Annotated in this window: 14 protein-coding genes and 3 pseudogenes; 13 read left to right on the top strand and 4 right to left on the bottom strand. The window is 39.3% G+C overall.

The annotated features are described in order from the left end of the window. Positions 1-2 precede the first annotated feature (2 nt). The 12 genes and pseudogenes from ACQKNS_RS25030 to ACQKNS_RS24975 all read left to right on the top strand — a co-directional run. Positions 3-599: a hypothetical protein gene (locus tag ACQKNS_RS25030; RefSeq protein ID WP_427645939.1), complete on the top strand. Its 597-nt coding sequence runs from the start codon at positions 3-5 to the stop codon at positions 597-599. A gap of 62 nt (positions 600-661) precedes the next feature. Further along, positions 662-1,096 carry a hypothetical protein gene (locus ACQKNS_RS25025; RefSeq protein ID WP_427645938.1) on the top strand — a complete coding sequence of 145 codons (435 nt, stop codon included), beginning with the start codon at positions 662-664 and terminating at the stop codon, positions 1,094-1,096. 1 nt (position 1,097) lies between these two features. After that, positions 1,098-2,687 (top strand): VirD4-like conjugal transfer protein, CD1115 family, encoded by a 1,590-nt coding sequence (locus ACQKNS_RS25020; RefSeq protein WP_427645937.1) that lies wholly within the window; start codon positions 1,098-1,100, stop codon positions 2,685-2,687. Position 2,688: 1 nt separating this feature from the next. Next, positions 2,689-3,177: a hypothetical protein gene (locus ACQKNS_RS25015; RefSeq protein ID WP_427645936.1), complete on the top strand. Its 489-nt coding sequence runs from the start codon at positions 2,689-2,691 to the stop codon at positions 3,175-3,177. Between the two features lie 13 nt (positions 3,178-3,190). Further along, positions 3,191-4,033: a conjugal transfer protein TrbL family protein gene (locus tag ACQKNS_RS25010; protein WP_427645935.1), complete on the top strand. Its 843-nt coding sequence runs from the start codon at positions 3,191-3,193 to the stop codon at positions 4,031-4,033. A gap of 820 nt (positions 4,034-4,853) precedes the next feature. Then, positions 4,854-5,333 carry a hypothetical protein gene (locus ACQKNS_RS25005; RefSeq protein ID WP_427645934.1) on the top strand — a complete coding sequence of 160 codons (480 nt, stop codon included), beginning with the start codon at positions 4,854-4,856 and terminating at the stop codon, positions 5,331-5,333. Positions 5,334-6,661: 1,328 nt separating this feature from the next. Further along, on the top strand, positions 6,662-7,423 hold the full coding sequence (locus tag ACQKNS_RS25000; RefSeq protein WP_427645933.1) for a class II aldolase/adducin family protein: 762 nt from the start codon (positions 6,662-6,664) through the stop codon (positions 7,421-7,423). Positions 7,424-7,573: 150 nt separating this feature from the next. Continuing rightward, positions 7,574-8,818, top strand: a complete 1,245-nt coding sequence (locus ACQKNS_RS24995) for a M20 metallopeptidase family protein (RefSeq protein WP_427645932.1) — start codon at positions 7,574-7,576, stop codon at positions 8,816-8,818. A gap of 343 nt (positions 8,819-9,161) precedes the next feature. Then, positions 9,162-10,808 (top strand): amidohydrolase, encoded by a 1,647-nt coding sequence (locus ACQKNS_RS24990; RefSeq protein WP_427645931.1) that lies wholly within the window; start codon positions 9,162-9,164, stop codon positions 10,806-10,808. A 535-nt stretch (positions 10,809-11,343) separates the two neighbouring features. Continuing rightward, positions 11,344-12,558: an MFS transporter gene (locus ACQKNS_RS24985; protein WP_427645930.1), complete on the top strand. Its 1,215-nt coding sequence runs from the start codon at positions 11,344-11,346 to the stop codon at positions 12,556-12,558. Between the two features lie 102 nt (positions 12,559-12,660). Beyond that, positions 12,661-12,896 (top strand): annotated as a pseudogene (locus ACQKNS_RS24980) (CorA family divalent cation transporter); the annotation flags it as partial. A 387-nt stretch (positions 12,897-13,283) separates the two neighbouring features. Then, positions 13,284-13,711 (top strand): annotated as a pseudogene (locus ACQKNS_RS24975) (IS110 family transposase); the annotation flags it as partial. On the opposite strand, the pseudogene ACQKNS_RS24970 reads toward ACQKNS_RS24975, so the two are convergent. The 4 genes and pseudogenes from ACQKNS_RS24970 to ACQKNS_RS24955 form a co-directional block, all read right to left on the bottom strand. Further along, positions 13,702-13,824: pseudogene (locus tag ACQKNS_RS24970) on the bottom strand (YitT family protein); the annotation flags it as partial. The pseudogenes ACQKNS_RS24975 and ACQKNS_RS24970 overlap by 10 nt on opposite strands. 423 nt (positions 13,825-14,247) lie before the next feature. After that, positions 14,248-15,552, bottom strand: coding sequence for a (Fe-S)-binding protein (locus ACQKNS_RS24965; RefSeq protein WP_427645929.1), 1,305 nt, complete (start codon positions 15,550-15,552; stop codon positions 14,248-14,250). A 1-nt stretch (position 15,553) separates the two neighbouring features. Beyond that, positions 15,554-16,963: an FAD-binding oxidoreductase gene (locus ACQKNS_RS24960; protein ID WP_427645928.1), complete on the bottom strand. Its 1,410-nt coding sequence runs from the start codon at positions 16,961-16,963 to the stop codon at positions 15,554-15,556. A 23-nt stretch (positions 16,964-16,986) separates the two neighbouring features. Continuing rightward, positions 16,987-17,694, bottom strand: a complete 708-nt coding sequence (locus ACQKNS_RS24955; RefSeq protein WP_427645927.1) for a FadR/GntR family transcriptional regulator — start codon at positions 17,692-17,694, stop codon at positions 16,987-16,989. A 451-nt stretch (positions 17,695-18,145) separates the two neighbouring features. Here ACQKNS_RS24955 and ACQKNS_RS24950 point away from each other — a divergent pair, with 451 nt between their 5' ends. Continuing rightward, a complete protein-coding gene (locus tag ACQKNS_RS24950) occupies positions 18,146-18,601 on the top strand; it encodes an N-acetyltransferase (protein ID WP_427645926.1) in 456 nt (151 codons plus the stop codon). The last annotated feature ends 321 nt before the right edge of the window (positions 18,602-18,922 follow it).

Here is an 18,922-nt window from a genome sequence, read left to right as displayed (position 1 = left end):
CCATGAATAAATTTTTCACTACATTGTTAGGACTATCCATCCTAGCGAATATGATTTTAGGATTTATGTATGTTGGTCAGAAGACCATGACGACTCAAGCAGAAGATCGAAATATCGAAACCCAAAAACAGATGGTTCAGTTGAAAAGTAAGGCGAATGCAAAAGACAAGGAACTGATTGCTTTTCAACGACATGCAACCAATTATGAAATTGAACATAGTGAAGAGGTTAAAAGCTTTGTAGACGACACTTTTAGAGGACTATTTAATTACGATAACAAAAATTATGCTGCACGTTTTGATCAGGTCAAAGATCGGTTAGCAGAGTCCGTCATGTCAAAATTGAAAGCTTCAGGAGAAATGGGGAGTATGGAAATTGAATTCAAAAATGAAGTGAAGTCTTTACATGTCTATCTAAGTGCTGTTGAAAAAGACCAAGCAAAAGCGCTTGTGATGATGGAAACACAATACTCGGTAGGGGGGAGTGCATTCCCAAGGAAAAATCAACTGTATGAGGTCACGGTCGAATTGGATGGAGAGGAAAGGGTCGTTGATAAATTAGAGCTAATGGGGTCCTTCGAACCTTTTGAAGAGAATTGAGCCTATCGCATGTTTTGCGAGGATTGCAGTAATGGAAAGTAATCAAAAAGGAGTGGATCCTTTTGAAAGTGATAGGAATACGCCTGTTGTTAATGGCCTTTATATTAGCCCTGTTTGAATTGATTGTGATCAACCTAGCGGGGATCCTTCCGTTTCTTGCGGCACATAAAGCCAACATATCCAGTGCCCCGTTTATGGACTTTGTCATAGAAAACCTCATGAGCCCTATTGGAACATCCACCAGCATGATCGAAAAGAAGAATCCACTTTTCTTCATTGGTAGTGGCGCTGTCATCATATTATCCGTCTTTATGGTCTTTTTTACGAAGGGTGGCAAGGGTACATATGAATTGGCAGATAAATACGGGGTTCATGGTTCAAGTAGATTTGCTCAAAAATCCGAAATATTCAAGCGTGGGGAGACGGTTGAGGTACCGGCCAAACAGCTTATGCAGGATCTTGATGCGAGTATGCCAGATTCGAAAGGAGGGAAATGACGTGGCATCCGATTATATGAAGAATAATGGGATCATAGCAGGCGTTTTAAACCATTCCGTGATTGTGCAGCCAACGGATTCAACCCTTCCAAACCGAAACCACTTTGTAGTCGGGGGACCTGGTTCATCCAAAACTCAAGGGTATGTGGTGCCCAATGTGTTACATGAAAAGGAATGTTCCTTAGTGGTAACGGATCCCAAAGGCGAGGTCTATGAACTAACTTCCGAAGTCAAACGTAGACAAGGCTATGAAGTCCATGTGGTGAATTTTTCAGAAATGGGATACTCAGATCGATATAATCCCTTTGATTACGTAAGAGAGGAGATACAGGCTTCCACAGTAGCGAATGCAATAGTAGCTTCCAAAAATGACCCGAAACGAAAAGATTTTTGGTACAATGCCCAATTTAGTTTGTTAAAAGCACTTATCCTATACGCCGTTCATGAATTACCACCCGAACAACGTAACATGACGGGTTTGTTAGATTTCTTACAGGAATTTGACCCAGAAGAAAGTAAAGACGGAGCAAGCGAGCTAGATGCCCAGTTTTTAAGAATGGACAAATCACATCCAGCTAGAAGGGCTTATGAGTTAGGTTTTAAAAAATCCCAAGAAAAAACGCGGGCGAATATTATTATTTCTTTACTTACGACGATAGGTGACTTTACTTCAAGTTCGGTCTCTCGATTTACAAGCTTTTCTGACTTCTTTATAGGTGATGTGGGAAAAAGGAAAATGGCCTTATATGTGATTATTCCCGTTATGGATTCTACATGGGAAGGGTTAATTAACTTATTTTTCAACCAAATGTTTCAGGAGTTATATAAAGTAGGAGCTCAAAACAGAGCAACGCTGCCTCAACCGGTGATTTTCATTTTGGATGAATTTCCGAACTTAGGAAAGTTTCCTGACTATGAAAAATTCTTGGCCACCTGCCGGGGCTACGGAATTGGCGTACTTACCATCGTTCAAAGCATCACCCAATTGCAGGAGAAGTATGGCCGGGAACAAGCAGAATCCATTTTAGGGAACTGTGGAACAAAAATCTGTTTAGGGAATGTCAATGAAACCACCGCTAAATACTTCTCAGGGTTAATGGGGAAGACCACCGCGAAAATGGAAACTGGTTCAACTTCAAAATCAAAAGGACAATCATCCAGTTCGTCTTCTTCCTCAAGCTTTTCCTATTCAGCACGCAACTTGATGAATGTGGATGAAATTTTAACGATGCATAAAGATGAAGCTATCGTAATCATTACTGGAAAACACCCAATTAGGGTAAAAAAAGCCTACCAATACATCTTATTTCCAAATGTAACGAGCTCATTGCGTGTAAGCCAATTACATTATCAGAATAAACCATCACAAGAAGTGTTGAATTGGCTTGAAGGGAAAAGAGAGGCATATGACGAGTATGTTAGATCAACGGAACGGCAAGAAACAGTAGAAAAAGCGGACAGTGAAATGCATGAGAAACAAATCGAAAAAGCAGAAAAAGAGGCGGAAAGACAAGAGGAACTGGCCATGAGCTTCTTTTCTCAAATGAATACTACTTCCAGTGCCGCTCCATCAAAAGAAGGGGGATCTTAAGTTGAAAAAAGTAACGTTCTTTATACCAATGTTCGTTTTACTTCTATTCCTGGCTGCTTGTAATGGAGACAGTGAAAGCTTTGATCCGAAGGTTGAGCAAGAAAAGGCGACATCCGTGATAAACAGTGTGTTATCTTCATTCGAGGATCAAGAGAAGGTGGCTGAAGCGAAAACAAGGGATGAAGCAAATGTAATCGCTTGGAAGAAACTAAAAGAAAAAAATACTGTAGCTATCTCAAAAGATTTATCAAAGGAAGATCAAAAGAGGTTACTTTATCTTTTGACTGTTAATAAAGCAGAGGAGCTTAATGGAGAGACAAAATCAAACTTGCTATTTAGTCAAGAAGTGAAAATTAAAAATGTAAGTTTTAATGAAACAGAAGAGAAATACGTTTTTGATATGGAGCGTTTTGAAATCGATCATACACTGATTACATTGAAAAGGGAGGAAGGCATTTGGAAAATCATAACCGTTCAAAATCCTGAATAAGAGGTGATTTTACTTGTTTGATTTTAAGGAAAAGATTGTAGAAGCCATTCAGGGAATGCTAGAGGATTTTATTGAATGGGCCCTTTTAATGTGTAATGATCTGTTACTGAAGCAAAACGCTGAAGTCGAGTTCTTTTCATCGGTCAATAACCTTTTGCTTGCCCTTACCTCAACGATAGCTGTAACGATCATTTTATATAAGATTATTGAGATTATGACAAGAAATGCGGCTGGTGACGCTGTTGCCTACGGACCTGTGATTGTAAATACGTTAAAAAGTGCCCTATTGATTCCAGCAATGCCATTTGTTCAGAAAATTTTATTAGAAAAAGTTGCTTATAATATGGGCAACTGGATGATTAATAGTGGGAGTAGGGTTAATAAGGGTAAAATAGAAACCATGTTAGATCCCAACAACTTTTCAACACTTCATTTTCAGGGGGCTGCACTTCTTATCCTGCTTGCTGTCTTAGCATTGGCGTTTATTGCCTTCTTACTTTCAGTAGCGATATTCCATGCGGACGTCATGTTCCTATATTTATTAAGTCCGCTTGCTTGTGTGTCGGTTATTGCGGATGATAATGAATACTTAGGGGTTTGGTGGCGAGAATTACTAAGTCTGATCGTAACGATCCTTTCCAAAATCTTTTTATTCGTAATAGCTTTAAGTATATTAATCAATGAAAACCTTACATTTCTTAATTTTCTATTACTCATGGGATGCTGTATTCTCTTGATTAAGAGTCCTTCGGTCCTTAGGAACATGTGGTATTCATCTGGGGCGGGCAGAGGCATGATGGGGGCTATGGGTGGGACAACAAAACTTGCTGCTAGAAGATTTTTATTAAAACGTTAATGGAAGGGCGACTTCATAAAACGTATTTAAGGAAACTTCCTAGGACGTGGCAAAGGTTGAGTTGAATATCTATATTTTCCCATTCTATAGGCTAGGGTAAAAGAAATTTAAGTTCAAGTCTTATATGGAGTTATACAAAGTAGATGCTCAAAACAGAGCAAAGTTGCCTCAATCAGTAATTTTTAGATTAGATTAGTTTAGATTAGTTTTCAAATCTAGTTTTCACACTTAACAAAGGCGAGGATTTAAGTAATGGGGAAACTCATCTAATCTTGTATTTAATACAGAATTCACAATCGGTTCTAAGAAATATGTGGTATTCATCTGGTTCGGGTAGGGGGATGAACCATGGGGGCTGAGAGTGGGACAACAAAACTAGCTGCTAGAAGATTTTTATTAAAAAAGGTAGAGAAAAGGCGACTTAATTGTCGTTTTTATTTTGCACGCAGAACAAAGGTGTTGAATTACATATTCTCATATTCAAGGGGCATCGTACTAGTTCTGGCCTACATAAGTAATTTGAACAAAAAACTACGCGGTATGAGCGTTTTAAAGAACAATCCTCATAGATTCCAAGAGACAAATTTAAGTTGTTGCTATAGTGAGGTTTGCCTATAAATTATTTTAGAATTAACCTCGATAGAATATATAATTCTAACAAATATACCAGTATACAAGGTATTTAAATTAAGTGCTTTAAAGTGATTTGAAAAAGTTTCTAAGTGATTTGATTGTGATTCGGATTGTATACAAGGTGAGTTGAAGGAAGTACGGGGATGAATACAGAATAAGTCCATAAGATGATTTAGGAGGGAATTACATGACATACTTGGAACAATTTGCTCGTAATCGGAGAAGGAGAGAAAAGACCGAGGTATTAACGGCGCGCATTCCAGAAAGTTTGTACGGTGATTTCAAAGGCTACTGTGACGAACTGAATTTATCTATCAGTGAAGCGATTTGTCTGCTGGTAGAACGTGAAATGGCAGGGAATGAAAGGGTATCTGGAGAACTAGCAATCACAGACGAATACAAAATGAATGATGATGTAGTCAATGTGAATACAGAGGAAGTCAAGAAGGTTGCAAAAAGAAGTCAATCAAATACAAATAGATTCGTAACGACACAATGGCAAGTAGACGCACAGCTTCCATGTCCATATTGTGGTCAGTGGTTGGCAGCGACTAACTTCTCCAGACATGCCAAGCGACACTTAACAACCACACAGGATATTTTTACGAATGAGAAATTTAGAGAGAAAATCAAAGAAATGATCCAGGCGAAAAAAGCTGAAAAATGACCTAAATGATGAGGTAATTTTGGATTAACAATAGTATATAAGGGTGAAGGGAGTTTATTCCTTGAAAGAGCAATCAACTAATAAAAACACAGCTTCAATTAATGAAAACAGAATATGCTGGTGAAAAGCAATTATAGAGTCCATCAATGACGGTGTTCCACTGATTGAATATACACGTATTACTGGTGTTACACCAGATATCATAGGGAAGCCACTGGGAAAATATCGGACCGGGGCGCAACTTACAAAAACACTAAAAGATTGTCAGTGTCGTTTTGGGGTCTACCGAAAGACAAAAGACCGGGAATATGCGGTCGATATGGCCCCAATTTTTCTCAATGAACAGGTTGTTGGCGCTGTGTCAGTCTGCAAAAGCTTAACTGAAGTTCATAAATTGTCACTTGAACTTCAAAAACAAAATGAGAAAGTCCGGCAGCTTAAAAAGCAGATGAATGCTCATTATAAAGTAAAATACACTTTTGATGACATTATTGGAAAAGATGGCGGGTTGAAGGACATTGTGTATGTGGCTATTCACGCGTACCACAATACGTGCCGGTCCTCAGATCCTGTTCCAGCTGTTGTTGGAATAGCTATTACTGGAAATGAACCGGTTTCTGATATTTCTACGATATATTCCAATTGCTCAATATGCATGGATCATTCCCCGTATCCTTATATATATTTTATTATGAATCCTTGTTCCCAAAAATATATCCTGTTCAATACATAATCATCTTTTCCATGTACCCTTTTTGTCCTTTACAAAGGGTACACTTTAAATATCTGGCTGACCTTATAATACGAAAGGATGCGTTTCTTCAACAATGCAACCATAGATTATTCGTATCCCTAAGTCCATTAAAATGCCAAAATTCCTTAATTTTTGATCGAAATCAAGGAATTTTTTTATGTTTAATAATCGCAGCTTACTCTTGCGATGAATGGAGAGCATGTATCCCAAATAGAGGAGGAAACCAAGACCTTTGGGGGATCATATGAAATGGTGCAGAAGGGTTTGCAGGAAACTTATGACCAACTCGCCCATTACTTGCTTAGATATGATTGTTAGTCATGTTTATCATGATTAATAGCTATTTTATCAGAATGAAATAAATTGGTACGCTATATTTGTGAATATATTGAATATTCCGAAAAATCTAAAGAATAGGATGTTTGCACTACCAATAAAATATTTGTTTTTTTCGATGCTTACAGTAATGATGTGCAGTTTGATTTAACAATGGCCCTTTCCGGCAGAAAATCTGTGGTGGAACTTAACCGAACCCTTTTGGTAGAGGCCAAAAATTAAGGAGGATAGATAAAATATGGTAACAAAAAATTTTAAAGAACCACCGACTTTCAGTTCTGTTGAAGAAGAACGGAAACATATCAAACAACGTCTTGCAGCTGCTTTTCGCTTGTTCTCCAAATTTGGATTTGATGAAGGCGTAGCCGGTCATTTCACGGCAAGAGATCCGGGAGAAAAAGCTTGTTTCTGGGTGAACCCGTTCGGCATGCACTTTAGCCAAATCAAGGCTTCTGATCTGATCCTGGTTAATCACAATGGTGATGTGGTAGAAGGGGAGAGGCCTGTTAATCGGGCGGCGTTCACTATTCACTCCCAAGTACATTCTGCACGTCCGGATATTATCGCTGCGGCCCATTCGCACTCCGTATACGGGAAAACTTGGTCGACCCTGGGGCGTTTGCTCGACCCCATCACGCAGGATGCCTGTGCCTTTTACAAGGATCATTCGGTGTTTGATGATTACACAGGTGTGGTCCATGACCTTGAGGAAGGTAGACGTATAGGCAAAGCGCTTGGTCCTCATAAAGCGGTCATCTTGCGTAACCATGGTTTACTCACTGTTGGGAAAACGGTAGATGAGTGTGCATGGTGGTTCATCACAATGGAACGTTCCTGTCAAGCGCAACTAATGGCGGAATCAGTCGGTAATCCTGTACTCATTGACGAACATCATGCAGAGCGTACAAGTAACTATGTCGGATCTCCGCAAACGGGTTGGTTTCAGTTCCAGCCTCTATGGAGTCGAATCGTCAAAGAACAGCCTGATTTATTGGAATAGCCACTTCTTAAGTTGTTGTGAGTCCACTCACAGATGTCGGAGTATACGCCGCCCACTTCTTTAGAATAAAGTTTATATAACGAAATGTCATAAAGTTTTAGTTTAATATAAACCATCTTTTCAAAAAACATGATTTAAAAAGGAGGACCTATGGTAATAAATAACTGGCATCAAAAATTAGAAGACTTGTACGATCAAATGGTGGAATGGAGAAGGCATTTCCACCAATATCCAGAGCTTTCTTTTGAGGAGGTAGAGACACCAAAACTTATCGCGGAAATTCTTACTGATTTAGGAATTGAGGTAAGAACTAGTGTGGGCGGCCGCGGCGTTGTCGGAATCATTCGAGGGGGAAATCCTGGGAAAACAGTGGCGCTAAGAGCGGATTTTGATGCCCTGCCGATACAGGATGAAAAGGATGTACCTTATAAATCTAAAGTTCCCGGTGTCATGCATGCCTGCGGACATGATGGGCATACAGCTACACTGCTTGGTGTTGCTAAGGTATTAAGTGAGGTTCGGGAAGAATTGTCTGGAAATGTCGTTTTAATCCATCAGCATGCGGAAGAAAAGGCACCTGGAGGAGCTGTTGAGATGATCGCCGACGGATGTCTGGAGGGAGTAGATGCGATTTTTGGCTATCACCTGGCATCACCTGCTCCCCTCGGATTTGTCGGAACAAGAAAAGGACCGGTGATGGCTGCAGCAGATTCATTTGAGGTAACGATTTATGGCAAGGGCGGACACGGATCTGCCCCACATGAAACGGTTGACTCCATCATTGTTGCAACACAAGTGATCAATCAACTGCAGCTGTTGGTCAGCCGTCAAGTAGATCCAATAAAAACAGCCGTTCTTTCTGTTGGTTCCTTCCATGCTGGTGTCGCTAACAATGTCATTTCTGACAAGGCCCATTTTACTGGGACGGTACGGTCCTTTGATCCGGAAGTCAGAGGTTATCTTGAAAGAGAGTTCAAAACAATCGTTGAAGGAGTTTGCACTGCTCTTCACGCAAAGGCAGAGATTCGATATGAGCGCGGATATTCTCCGGTTGTCAATCATGACAAAGAGACAGACCTTTTCTTTAAAGTCGCCAAGGATCTATTAGGAGCCGACAAAGTGGCGGAAATTCCCCCGATAACGGGTGGGGAAGATTTTGGAGCTTATCTTGAGCGTGTACCAGGAGCATTCTTTCATGTAGGGGCTGCTAATCCAGATGGCCGCGAAATGTTCACACACCATCATCCGAAATTTGATATAGATGAGCGAGCCTTGGTGATTGCTGGGAAAACGATGTTAAGTCTGACTTACCATTATCTTAACGAACACCAGGAAACGAGTCTTGATGATTCAAAAAATGATTTACTTTCGCAAATTCAACAGAGGCCTATTTAGCCAATATACTTTTATAAGTTCATCCAACCCTTTATTATCCATCATGTTTACCAATCAGTTTAACTAAATTGCTATCCTATCTGGAGGGATGAGGCAAACGGTATCTTATCCATCAGTTTGTGGAAGAGGTAATACTAGGAGGGGCAAAGCCTATGATTGAAGAGGGCAGATGTTTATTGGTTTTTAATTATCCTTCAAACAGTATTATTAATGCCGATTCTATGAATCAAGTAGAAGCTTACTTGAAATCAATTCGTTTTGTAGGCTGAATTGCCTGATAAATTAGAACCCCACAAAAGCATTGTCATTAGATTTTGATTACAGAAAAATAAGAGGTGATCATATGTTTGCTGATGTTGTATTTGTAAATGGACAAGTCATTACAGTCGATTCAGACAATCGGATACTAGAAGCAGTTGCCGTTAAACGTAACCGAATTGAAGCCGTCGGGACGAACGAGGAAATCAAACGTTGGATTGGAGAGCGGACCAAGGTGATCGATTTACAAGGTAGGAGTCTTTTGCCTGGATTTATCGATTCGCATTTGCATCTGATCGGTTATGGAAGAACAAGGTTGTCGATTAATTGCAAAGACGCTTCTATCCAATCGAATGTAGATCTTATCGGTAAATTGCAAAGGAAGGCAGTGTCTACTCCTGCGGGAGGTTGGATCGTAGCAGCAGGCTACAACGAAAGGGCTATGTTAGAAGGACGGTATTTGACCCGCCATGTGCTGGATGATGAGGTGTCGACGGAACATCCGATTCTAATTATGCGAACATGCGGCCACATTATGATTGCGAACAGTAAAGCGTTGGAATTGGCAGGCGTAAACGACCAGTCGGTCGATCCGGAAGGTGGAGTGTTCGGTCGAGACGAGTCCAGGAGATTAAACGGGCTACTCGTGGAAGCAGCCATGGATCAGGTAAAACATGCCATGAATCCGACGGAAGAGGACTTGGCCAGAGCGGCGGAAATCGCTTCGCGCGATTTCGTATCGTTAGGCATTACGACAATTCATGATGCCGGTGGGTTCGAGCCGGTCAATGTGCGCATCCTGCATCAATCGGTTCGTTCCGGTCGCTTAAAGGTTCGGGTGTATGCAATGGTCGTTCACGAGCCTAACTTTAACCGAATGAGACAGACGTGCCTGTCGACTGGGTTCGGCGACGAGCGGTTCCGGATCGGTCCGGCGAAAATTTTTATAGACGGCGCCTCAAGCGTGCCTACGCTTGCGACGCGTCAGCCGTATGAGACCAATCCTGAAGACAGCGGCATTCTGTACTACACGCAAGAAAATATGAACGATGCTCTCATCGCAGCCCATCGCGACGGTTATCAAATTACTGCTCACGCCCAGGGTGATCGGGCGATCGAGATGTTACTGAATACGTTCGAAGAAGCGCTTAGACAATATCCGCGAGACAATCACAGACATCGAATCGAGCATGCGGGTTTAGCAATGCCCGATCTCATCGAGCGAATGGCTAAATTGGGCATAGTGACCGTTCCTAACCCGAACTTTTTCACTGAGTTCGGAGATATATACATTAAGCACTTCGGCGCTCGCAGCGACTATTTTTACCCAATTGGATCCTGCTTGAAAGCAGGAATTGTTGTAGCAGGTGCCTCCGACAGCCCGGTCTCGAACTGCAATCCGCTTATCGGCATTCATGGGGCGGTCAACCGACTGACGCCGTCCGGCGCGGTAGTTGGGGAAGAGCAGAAAATCTCCGTCATGGAAGCGATTAGGCTGTACACCTGGAACGGAGCCTACGCAAGCTTCGAGGAAGATCGAAAAGGAAGCATCGAGGTAGGGAAATTAGCCGATTTGGTTGTGCTAAACGACCGAATATTAGATGTAACAATCGACAGAATTGATCAATTAAGGGTTGAAATGACGATGATTGACGGGGAAATCGTTTACCAGCTGGGGAAATCCCCGGATGCAGATGATGAGTTGGAAGAAACCGTTAATTTCATTATGTAAAGATTCAACTGCATAATATCAATCATTCTATTATTAAGTATTAAGGCTATGTTAAAGAATAGTGTTGATTTCCTGTTGTTAGAGTATCAGAAAACCAGAGGATTAAGATTTTTATTGTGTATGAAATTTGCTTAGGATTTTAAGATTAAAAAGTTTGATAGATGGCAAAAAGGAAAATTGTTCATGATTTAAAGAAATGCACTTGAGTTAAGTATAAATAGCTATCGCCAGGATATGTACGAAATTGGCAAAGAATAAAGACGTCTCTGATCCAGAAGAAATAAAAATCAGCCGTCTTTTTAGAAGAAAAGTTATCATAATAGAAAATTTGATATATACAATTCGTCCCTCGCAAACAGGAACGTCTCGTTATTGGGATTACAAACATGGTTGAGCCTTGTGAGCATCAATTATGATAATTTGACCCAATTATCAACACTAACTTTAACAAAGCCGTTATTTTAAAAGAAAAATGTAAAGAAAATATAGGAATTTGATTGAGTGTAATCTGAATTATGAATACAAGGGGGTTTTTATGAACAAGAAATGGTTTATTTTAGCACTGTTATTTTTTGGTTGGGCACTCGGGAATCTCGATCGATTTGTCATGAGCTATGCGATTGTCGACATCTCGGCAGATTTATCTTTAAAAGCAACAACACAAGGGTTTGTTCTTAGTAGTTTCTTCTTAGGATACGCCATTATGCAAATGCCCGGGGGATGGCTAGCGGATAAATTTGGTTCAAGGAATGTAATCACGAGTTCAATGTTATTATTGTCCCTATTTACAGGTCTAACTGGAGCTGTAAATTCATTCATGATGATAATAGTGATTCGCTTTTTATTTGGTCTTGGGGAAGGTGGCTTTATGCCAGCGTCTACAAAAGCAATTTCGACTGTCTTTCCTGAGCAAGAACGTTCTCGAGCACAATCGATTCTACTATCAAGCGGTGGGATAATAGGGATTTTAACACCGATTTTTGCTGCCTATTTAATGGTTTCTATTGGTTGGCGCTGGATGTTTTTTCTCATGGGAGGCTCCGGTATATTGTTTGTAATACTTTATTTTTTCTACTTTAAAGTTCCGCACGTGACAACAACAGAAACAGGACAACCACTGAAACAAACTGAAAATCCGTTAAAAATTGTACTTAAAATTCCATTATTGTGGAGTTTGTTTTTTTCGTCTTTTGCAATTTATACTATTTCTTGGGGACTTATTTCTTGGCTGCCAAGTTACTTATCAAAAGAGCGAGGATTAGATTTAGTTTCAATTGGTTGGATTCAAATTATTCCGGGCATTGCTTCATTTGTCGGTATGTTAGCTGCCGGTTACATTATGGATTTAATGCCAAAAGGTAAAGAGAAATATCTTGGAGTCGTTATTACAGGTATTATGGCAATCCTAACGTTTTTCATGTTTTCTGCTTCAAGCATTGTGGTTTTTATCATTTGTGAAACGGTTGTAAGCCTGTCCGGTGCAGTAGTCATTATTTTATTAAGTGCACTATTACTAAAAAATATACCTACTGCAGTTGCTGGTTCTGCTATGGGCTTTGTTAATGTGGGTGGCCAGTTAGCTGGTTTTATTGCACCTATGGTCATCGGCTTCATTGTTGACAAATCAGGAAGCTTCGATTTAGCCTTCTGGATGTTAATAGCGGCTGCTGTATTATGTATGATTACAATCAGCACAATTCGTACAAAGAAAAAAATAGAAAGGCCAGCCTTTCAAAGGGCAGGATTTTAAGGAGGTTCATGAACTCAAACAGCTAATTTCACTCAATTTGTGAAAGAAATAATTGAGCAAAAAAAAGAATCATTTCGTTCGTGAAACGATTACATTTGGTTAAATCTAACGGGGGCGTATTCTTCGCTAATATCTAATGAATTGAATAATACAATGAAAACCCTGACATTATTTGCATTTTTTTAACACTTCCAACACTTGTATTTAGTTTCTTTGGTATGAATGTTACCTTACCAATTGCAGATAGAGATCCCTCTTCTTGGATCAATACACTAATAATAGCATTAATTTTTGTTATTTGGATCGGATTGGCACTATGGAGAAGAAGGATATTCTAATTTGGTACGTATAAATTAAAAAAGGCAGTCGATTTAATAATAAATCGTTGCTTTTTTATTTTGTCAGGCTTCTTCATTGAAGCTTGTGAATAAATGTACTTAAACGGGGCCAAAAAATCTTCCTGAACATTTAGTACACCAATTTAATTCTTAAAACGCTGCACAAAAAGACGGTCACCTTGAAGCCACATTGGTAAAGGGTGCTTATTTTTATATTGGAAACGGAGAAAATTATCCATCTGTACACACATATGAGTAGGATTTCCGGGATGAAATAATAGAAACAGCAGTAGAAGTCTTTAAAGGACTGGCAGGAACAAAATAATGAATGAAAACAATGCCCGGAGCTTGATCGATTGGAGTAGAGGGTGAAAATTGTCGGTTTAGATGGTGGATTTTAATAAGAATGTGGCAAAAGGAGAGATTCAAGTTCAGGCATTCTTAGATTAATTTAAACCGTAAGGGAAGAGCTTTTCAATGAAGCATATCAAAGAGGAGTTAGAGCATTTTTTAGAATTTCTAAAAGAAATTGAAGAGTGACAGGGCAGATGCCTTTGGTCATTTCAGAATCTACAGGGCATTACCATTCTCCTGTTATTCAATACCTGGAGGAACAAGGGATTCCATATATCTTACTAAATCCGTTTATTTCTTATCAGGCAAAGAAGTACAGCTTACGGAAGGTAAAAACGCACGCTATCGATGCGTACCAGTTGTGTGTGCTGTATTACAAAGAGGATTTAGAACCTCATATAATTAGAGGAATTCAGCTATTAGACCTTCGGAATTTGTCCAGACAACAGGAGAAGATTTCCGGTTTTATACCCGTAACGTGAGAAAGCATAATTGAAATACCTGTAATGCCACCATCAATTACATGAATGGGAATTAAAAAGATTTCTAATCCAGTGGCCAAAATGACAAAAATAAGGTCGTTTACTGTATTAAACTTTACTAAGTAAGCGACCTTTTTGTTTGGTTAATTTAAATAATTGTTTTATTCTAAAATTCTTCTGAAACAAGTAAGTCCATTCTATGCGTAACATAAGGTATAGTCAATTTTATATATTCTTCTGGTGGCACAGTGCTGTTGTGTTGACAATCCACCGAAGCTCCATAAAAGCAATGGAAATCATTCAAGAAGGATTTCGTCAAGTTACTGGAGTTGCTTCTAAGCTAGCGTATCACCAAGCTTAAAAGTACGTTTTTACAAGTAAAATTTTTAAGAAAACATATTATGAAAGAAGCGTTCGTTCAGAGCTTAATATCGTTTATAGGTACCTGCGAAAATTGGGTATTTCACAAGCCGATGCAGAGGATGTTTTCAGGAAACGGCAATAAATGAAGGAATTTAATAATCGATTCCGGCAGCTTCAGCTAAATATTCAATTAGATGAAGGGCACGCATTGATTGTGTGAGTCCTTCACGTTCAATACCAAGTTTCATCTGTAATAAGCAGCCAGGGTTTGTTGTAATAATAACAGATGCCTCTGTGGCTATTGTGTGCTTCATTTTCTCATCAAGAATCTGCATGGATGCATCATAGTTTACTATATTATAAATGCCTGCAGATCCACAGCACATGTCAGCCTGATCCATTTCAATAAGTTGTATTCCAGGCACTTTTTTCAATAATTCGACTGGTTCTTGTGTTACTTTTTGCACGTTCGTCATATGGCAAGAACGCTGATACGTAACTCTCTCTCCAGTCCGGGCCACTATCTCTGGCAATCCGCATTTAACAAGAATTTGGCTGATATCAATTGACTTAGATGAAAAAGCTCTTGATCTGTCTGCCCATTCGCTGTCATCTGAAAGTAAATGACCGTATTCATATAACATGGCGCCGCATCCTCCAGCATTATTGACAACAAAATCAGCTTCCACTTTTTCGAAAGCAAGAATGTTTTGTTTCGCAAGATTGCGTGCTTCATCCATTTCTCCAGAATGGGCGTGCAGTGCGCCGCAGCATGTTTGTTTTGATACAACTACAACATCACAGCCGGCTTCTGAAAGAAGCTTAATGGATAATTGGTTAATATGGTGGAACATCGCATCCATAATACAACCGGTGAAAAAGGCTACTTTATATTTTTGCTTCATTTTTACTTTCACTTCTGTCAGGGCACGCCCTCGTTCCACCGGTGAAACAGGTTCCGGCATGATTGCTTCGAAGGCACCAAGATTATAAGGTAACTTTTTCATAATACCTGATGAACGAGTCGCTTTTTGTAGTCCACTTTTTTTGTACAGCCAAATGGAGTGTCCAGTGACGTTCATCATCTTCCTACTTGGGAAAACCATTTTCAGCATTGATTTTCGAAGTAGTCGCACAGGAATAGAAAAGGTTTTGCGTTTGACAAGTGCTGCGCGAGTGGCTTCTAAAATGGAACCATATTCTACACCCGTCGGGCAGGCTGTTTCGCACGCCCTGCAGCCTAAACACAAATCGAATGGTTCTTCAAGAACAGATAAGTCTGTAATTTTTCCTTCACCGACCATTTTCACTAAGTTAATCCGACCACGAGGTGAATGTGTCTCTTTTCCGAATGTTGTATAAGTAGGACACACAGGTAAACAATAGCCGCATTGGACGCAGTTTGTCGTTTTGTTGTATTGTAATTCTTCTCTTAACTGTTTAAGAGTTGTTTCCATGTTAGCTCAACTCCAATTTTTGTCCCGGTTCAGCGAAAATTTTCCCTGGGTTCATTATGTTATTTGGATCCCATACTGCTTTAATCCGTTTCATAATATCGAGGCCGGCTACCCCTAGCTCCATTTCCATAAAGGGAGCTTTCATCATTCCAATGCCATGCTCACCGGACAAGGTTCCGCCAAGCTCAATGGCTGCCCTAAAAATATCCGCAACAGCAAGTTCAACGCGGCTCATTTCTTCTTTATCCGTTTTATCACAAATAATGTTAGGATGAAGGTTACCATCACCTGCATGCCCAAAAACAACGAGATGAATCCCATACTTGTCTCTTATTTTCTGCAGTCTTTCACACATTTGAGGAATTTTGCTGCGAGGGACGGTGGCGTCTTCTGAAATTTTCGTTGGCTTAATCCGAACAATGGCCGGAGATACAAGCTTTCGTGCTCTCCATAGTTCCGCTTCTTCGACTTTGTCCTTTGGAATTCTAACTTCTCTTGCTCCTACAGCACGACATAATTCTGAAGCCTGGGCAACCTCTTCCTGCAAAGCTAGTGGATGGCCATCCATTTCAATTAAAATAAGTGCAGCCGCATCAACAGGTAAGCCAAGTGGCTCAAACTGTTCAACTGCTACAATGGATGCCTGATCCATCAATTCCATTTTTGAAGGGAAGATACCGGCAGAAAGAATTTTGGAAATCGCACTTCCTGCATCTACTAAACTATCAAAAATAACCATTATTGTTGCAGTAGCCTTCGGTTTAGGAATGAGTCTGAGCACGGCTTTTGTAATGATGCCGAGTGTCCCTTCTGAACCGACAATCAGCTTTGTTAAGTCGTATCCGGTCACATTCTTAATGGTACTCCCGCCTGTTTTTATGAGTTCTCCTTCAGGTGTAATCACTTCAAGGCCAATTACATAATCTTTCGTTACGCCGTATTTCAGCCCCCTCGGTCCTCCAGAGTTTTCGGCTAAATTGCCGCCAATTGTCGAGACGTGAGAACTGCTTGGGTCAGGTGGATACATAAATCCTTTTTGTTCAGCTGCTTTATGTATATTCGATGTCAAAACACCAGGAGAAACCACTGCTACAAGGTCCTCTTCGTGAATTTCTAGAACATCATTCATTACAGATAAATCGAGGACGATGCCCGCTTTAACCGGAAGCGGCCCACCACTTAAACTAGTAGACTGGCCCCGTGGATAAAGAGGGATTTTCTCCCGATTCGCAAACTTAACGAGGGATACTAGCTCTTCTGTACTTTTTGTCTGAATGACGAGGTCCGGCAAATACGTCCCGAATGAAGCATCGAACGAATAGCTAAAGCGGTCACTTTCATCTGTATAGACTTTTCCCGTTTTTATAATTGCATGGATTTCCTGAATGTGATTGGCGGTTACTACTTTCATTCAATATCATCCTTTCTGTTTTGCTACACTGTATAATCCTGTAAAAATAAACTTAATTTTTTCTCGGCATTTCTTAAATGAATCTGGCATTGAAGTTTAGCCAATTCGGGCTCTTCTGCTTCAATTGCCAAAAGAATGCTTTGATGTTCATCGTAGACCGCTTTACGTTTTGGTTTTAATTGTTCGTTTGGACGAAGAGTAATGTTTAACGCTTTTTCATAGAGAGGAGATAAGCTTTCTAGCGTTTGAATCATAATCGGATTTTGCGTAGCCTTAATAATGGAACTGTGAAATTTTATATCAGAATGGATGGCGGTAGTACCTTTTTCGATAGATTCCTCTTCCATTCTTTTTAAAATATTCTTCATTTGTTCAAGGCATTTTGGTGTACGTCTTAGGGCAGCTAAATAGGCCGCTTCAGGCTCCAGAATCTTTCGCATCTCAAATAGATACTTAATATTTTCAACATCATCTCTTTCAACTTGTATGGGATGTATGAATGTTGAACTTGTCGTTTCTTCCACATAGCTTCCGCCTCCTTGACGGGAGTTAATGACACCAGCAGCACGCAGCATGCTTAATGCCTCGCGTATGGGTGCTCTGCTTACAGAAAAAAGAGCCGTTAACTCCTTTTCCGTTGGCAGCTTAGAACCTGGGCGGAACTGCCCTGTTTCAATCATGTTTAATAATTCACGAGAGATTGTTTGAGAAACATTTTCTTTTTGGGACAAAATAATCGATCACCTTTCATGTATTATCTTAATAGAGAAGGATAAAAACTAAAAAATTTGTATGACATATTTATGAAATATATTGAGGTTTTATTCACTTTTTTTAGAAATACCAATAAGAAAGCGCTTTCTATTCATTTAAAAAAAGAAAATCCTTACTTGAATTACAAAAAAACTAATATTTGTATTACAAATATTGTATAAAAAACATTTGAGTTAATCAAGAGTTTTCTTTAAATGACTACAACCTGGTTTCGCAAACTTATCTTAATATTAAAAGGGAAGAACTTTTGTTTTAAATTCCAAGCAATGTGATGCAGGAAAAGTTCGGCGCGAAAACGGATTGAACGTATTCTTGGTTGACATAAATAAAAAAATATTCGTTTGCATAAAAATACAAATTCATATATTTTTATAATAAACATTCTAAGATCTAGAAAGGAGATAAAATATGGACATTTATCATGCAGTAACCAGTGATGTTAGTTATATTTATAATTTAATACAAAATCAGGCTGAACAAGGAGTAGTTTTGCCTCGTACAAAATTATCACTATATCAACATTTACAATGTATGTATGTCATGAAAAAGGATAATAAAATACTTGGGGTTGCCGGATTACATGTTTTAGGTCAGGACCTAGCAGAGGTACGTTCATTAGTCGTAGCACCAAGCCATTCTGGTCAAGGTATAGGTCGTAAATTAGTTAATCATATTATAAATGAAGCTTCACAACTGGAAATTAGCAGATTAATATCATTAACATACGAAACGGAGTTTTTTAATAAATGTAATTTCGAAATTATTTCAAAGGATGCTTTGCCTGAAAAAGTATGGATTGATTGTATGAATTGCCCAAAATTTAACTCCTGTGATGAAGTTGCAATGATTTATTATATTGGATAAAACCATCATCGAGTCCATTCAATTATGACTGACCTGATTAAAGGGCGTATACTCAATTTATTTAAGGCAATTCTAAAATCATAAATATCTACCTCTCCATCTAAACCATTAACTATTATGGCAACAGTATCACTTGTGCTTGTGTCAGTATCGCCACTTACCATTTTAGAAGATTTATTTATTACTTCTGTAAAAAAAGTTTGAAAATATTGAAGGGGTTTTTATCACCAGGATTCTTAAATAATATAATTGCGAAAATGTTCAAGAAAAAAAGATTGACAAAAGAAAATAGTTAGTTTAATTTTAAAATTAATTAAGAAT

Source organism: Peribacillus sp. NPDC094092 (assembly GCF_050279365.1).
In the GTDB taxonomy this organism is placed as follows: domain Bacteria; phylum Bacillota; class Bacilli; order Bacillales; family DSM-1321; genus Peribacillus.
This window is presented reverse-complemented; position numbering and strand designations above follow the sequence as displayed.

What these genes read in the sequence shown, in the direction of transcription:
- ACQKNS_RS24950 (WP_427645926.1), top strand. Translation starts at nt 18,146, where the DNA reads ATGGACATTTATCATGCAGTAACCAGTGATGTTAGTTATATTTATAAT.
- ACQKNS_RS24990 (WP_427645931.1), top strand. Translation starts at nt 9,162, where the DNA reads ATGTTTGCTGATGTTGTATTTGTAAATGGACAAGTCATTACAGTCGAT.
- ACQKNS_RS24960 (WP_427645928.1), bottom strand. Translation starts at nt 16,963, where the DNA reads ATGAAAGTAGTAACCGCCAATCACATTCAGGAAATCCATGCAATTATA.
- ACQKNS_RS24985 (WP_427645930.1), top strand. Translation starts at nt 11,344, where the DNA reads ATGAACAAGAAATGGTTTATTTTAGCACTGTTATTTTTTGGTTGGGCA.
- ACQKNS_RS24995 (WP_427645932.1), top strand. Translation starts at nt 7,574, where the DNA reads ATGGTAATAAATAACTGGCATCAAAAATTAGAAGACTTGTACGATCAA.
- ACQKNS_RS25005 (WP_427645934.1), top strand. Translation starts at nt 4,854, where the DNA reads ATGACATACTTGGAACAATTTGCTCGTAATCGGAGAAGGAGAGAAAAG.
- ACQKNS_RS25000 (WP_427645933.1), top strand. Translation starts at nt 6,662, where the DNA reads ATGGTAACAAAAAATTTTAAAGAACCACCGACTTTCAGTTCTGTTGAA.
- ACQKNS_RS24965 (WP_427645929.1), bottom strand. Translation starts at nt 15,552, where the DNA reads ATGGAAACAACTCTTAAACAGTTAAGAGAAGAATTACAATACAACAAA.
- ACQKNS_RS25030 (WP_427645939.1), top strand. Translation starts at nt 3, where the DNA reads ATGAATAAATTTTTCACTACATTGTTAGGACTATCCATCCTAGCGAAT.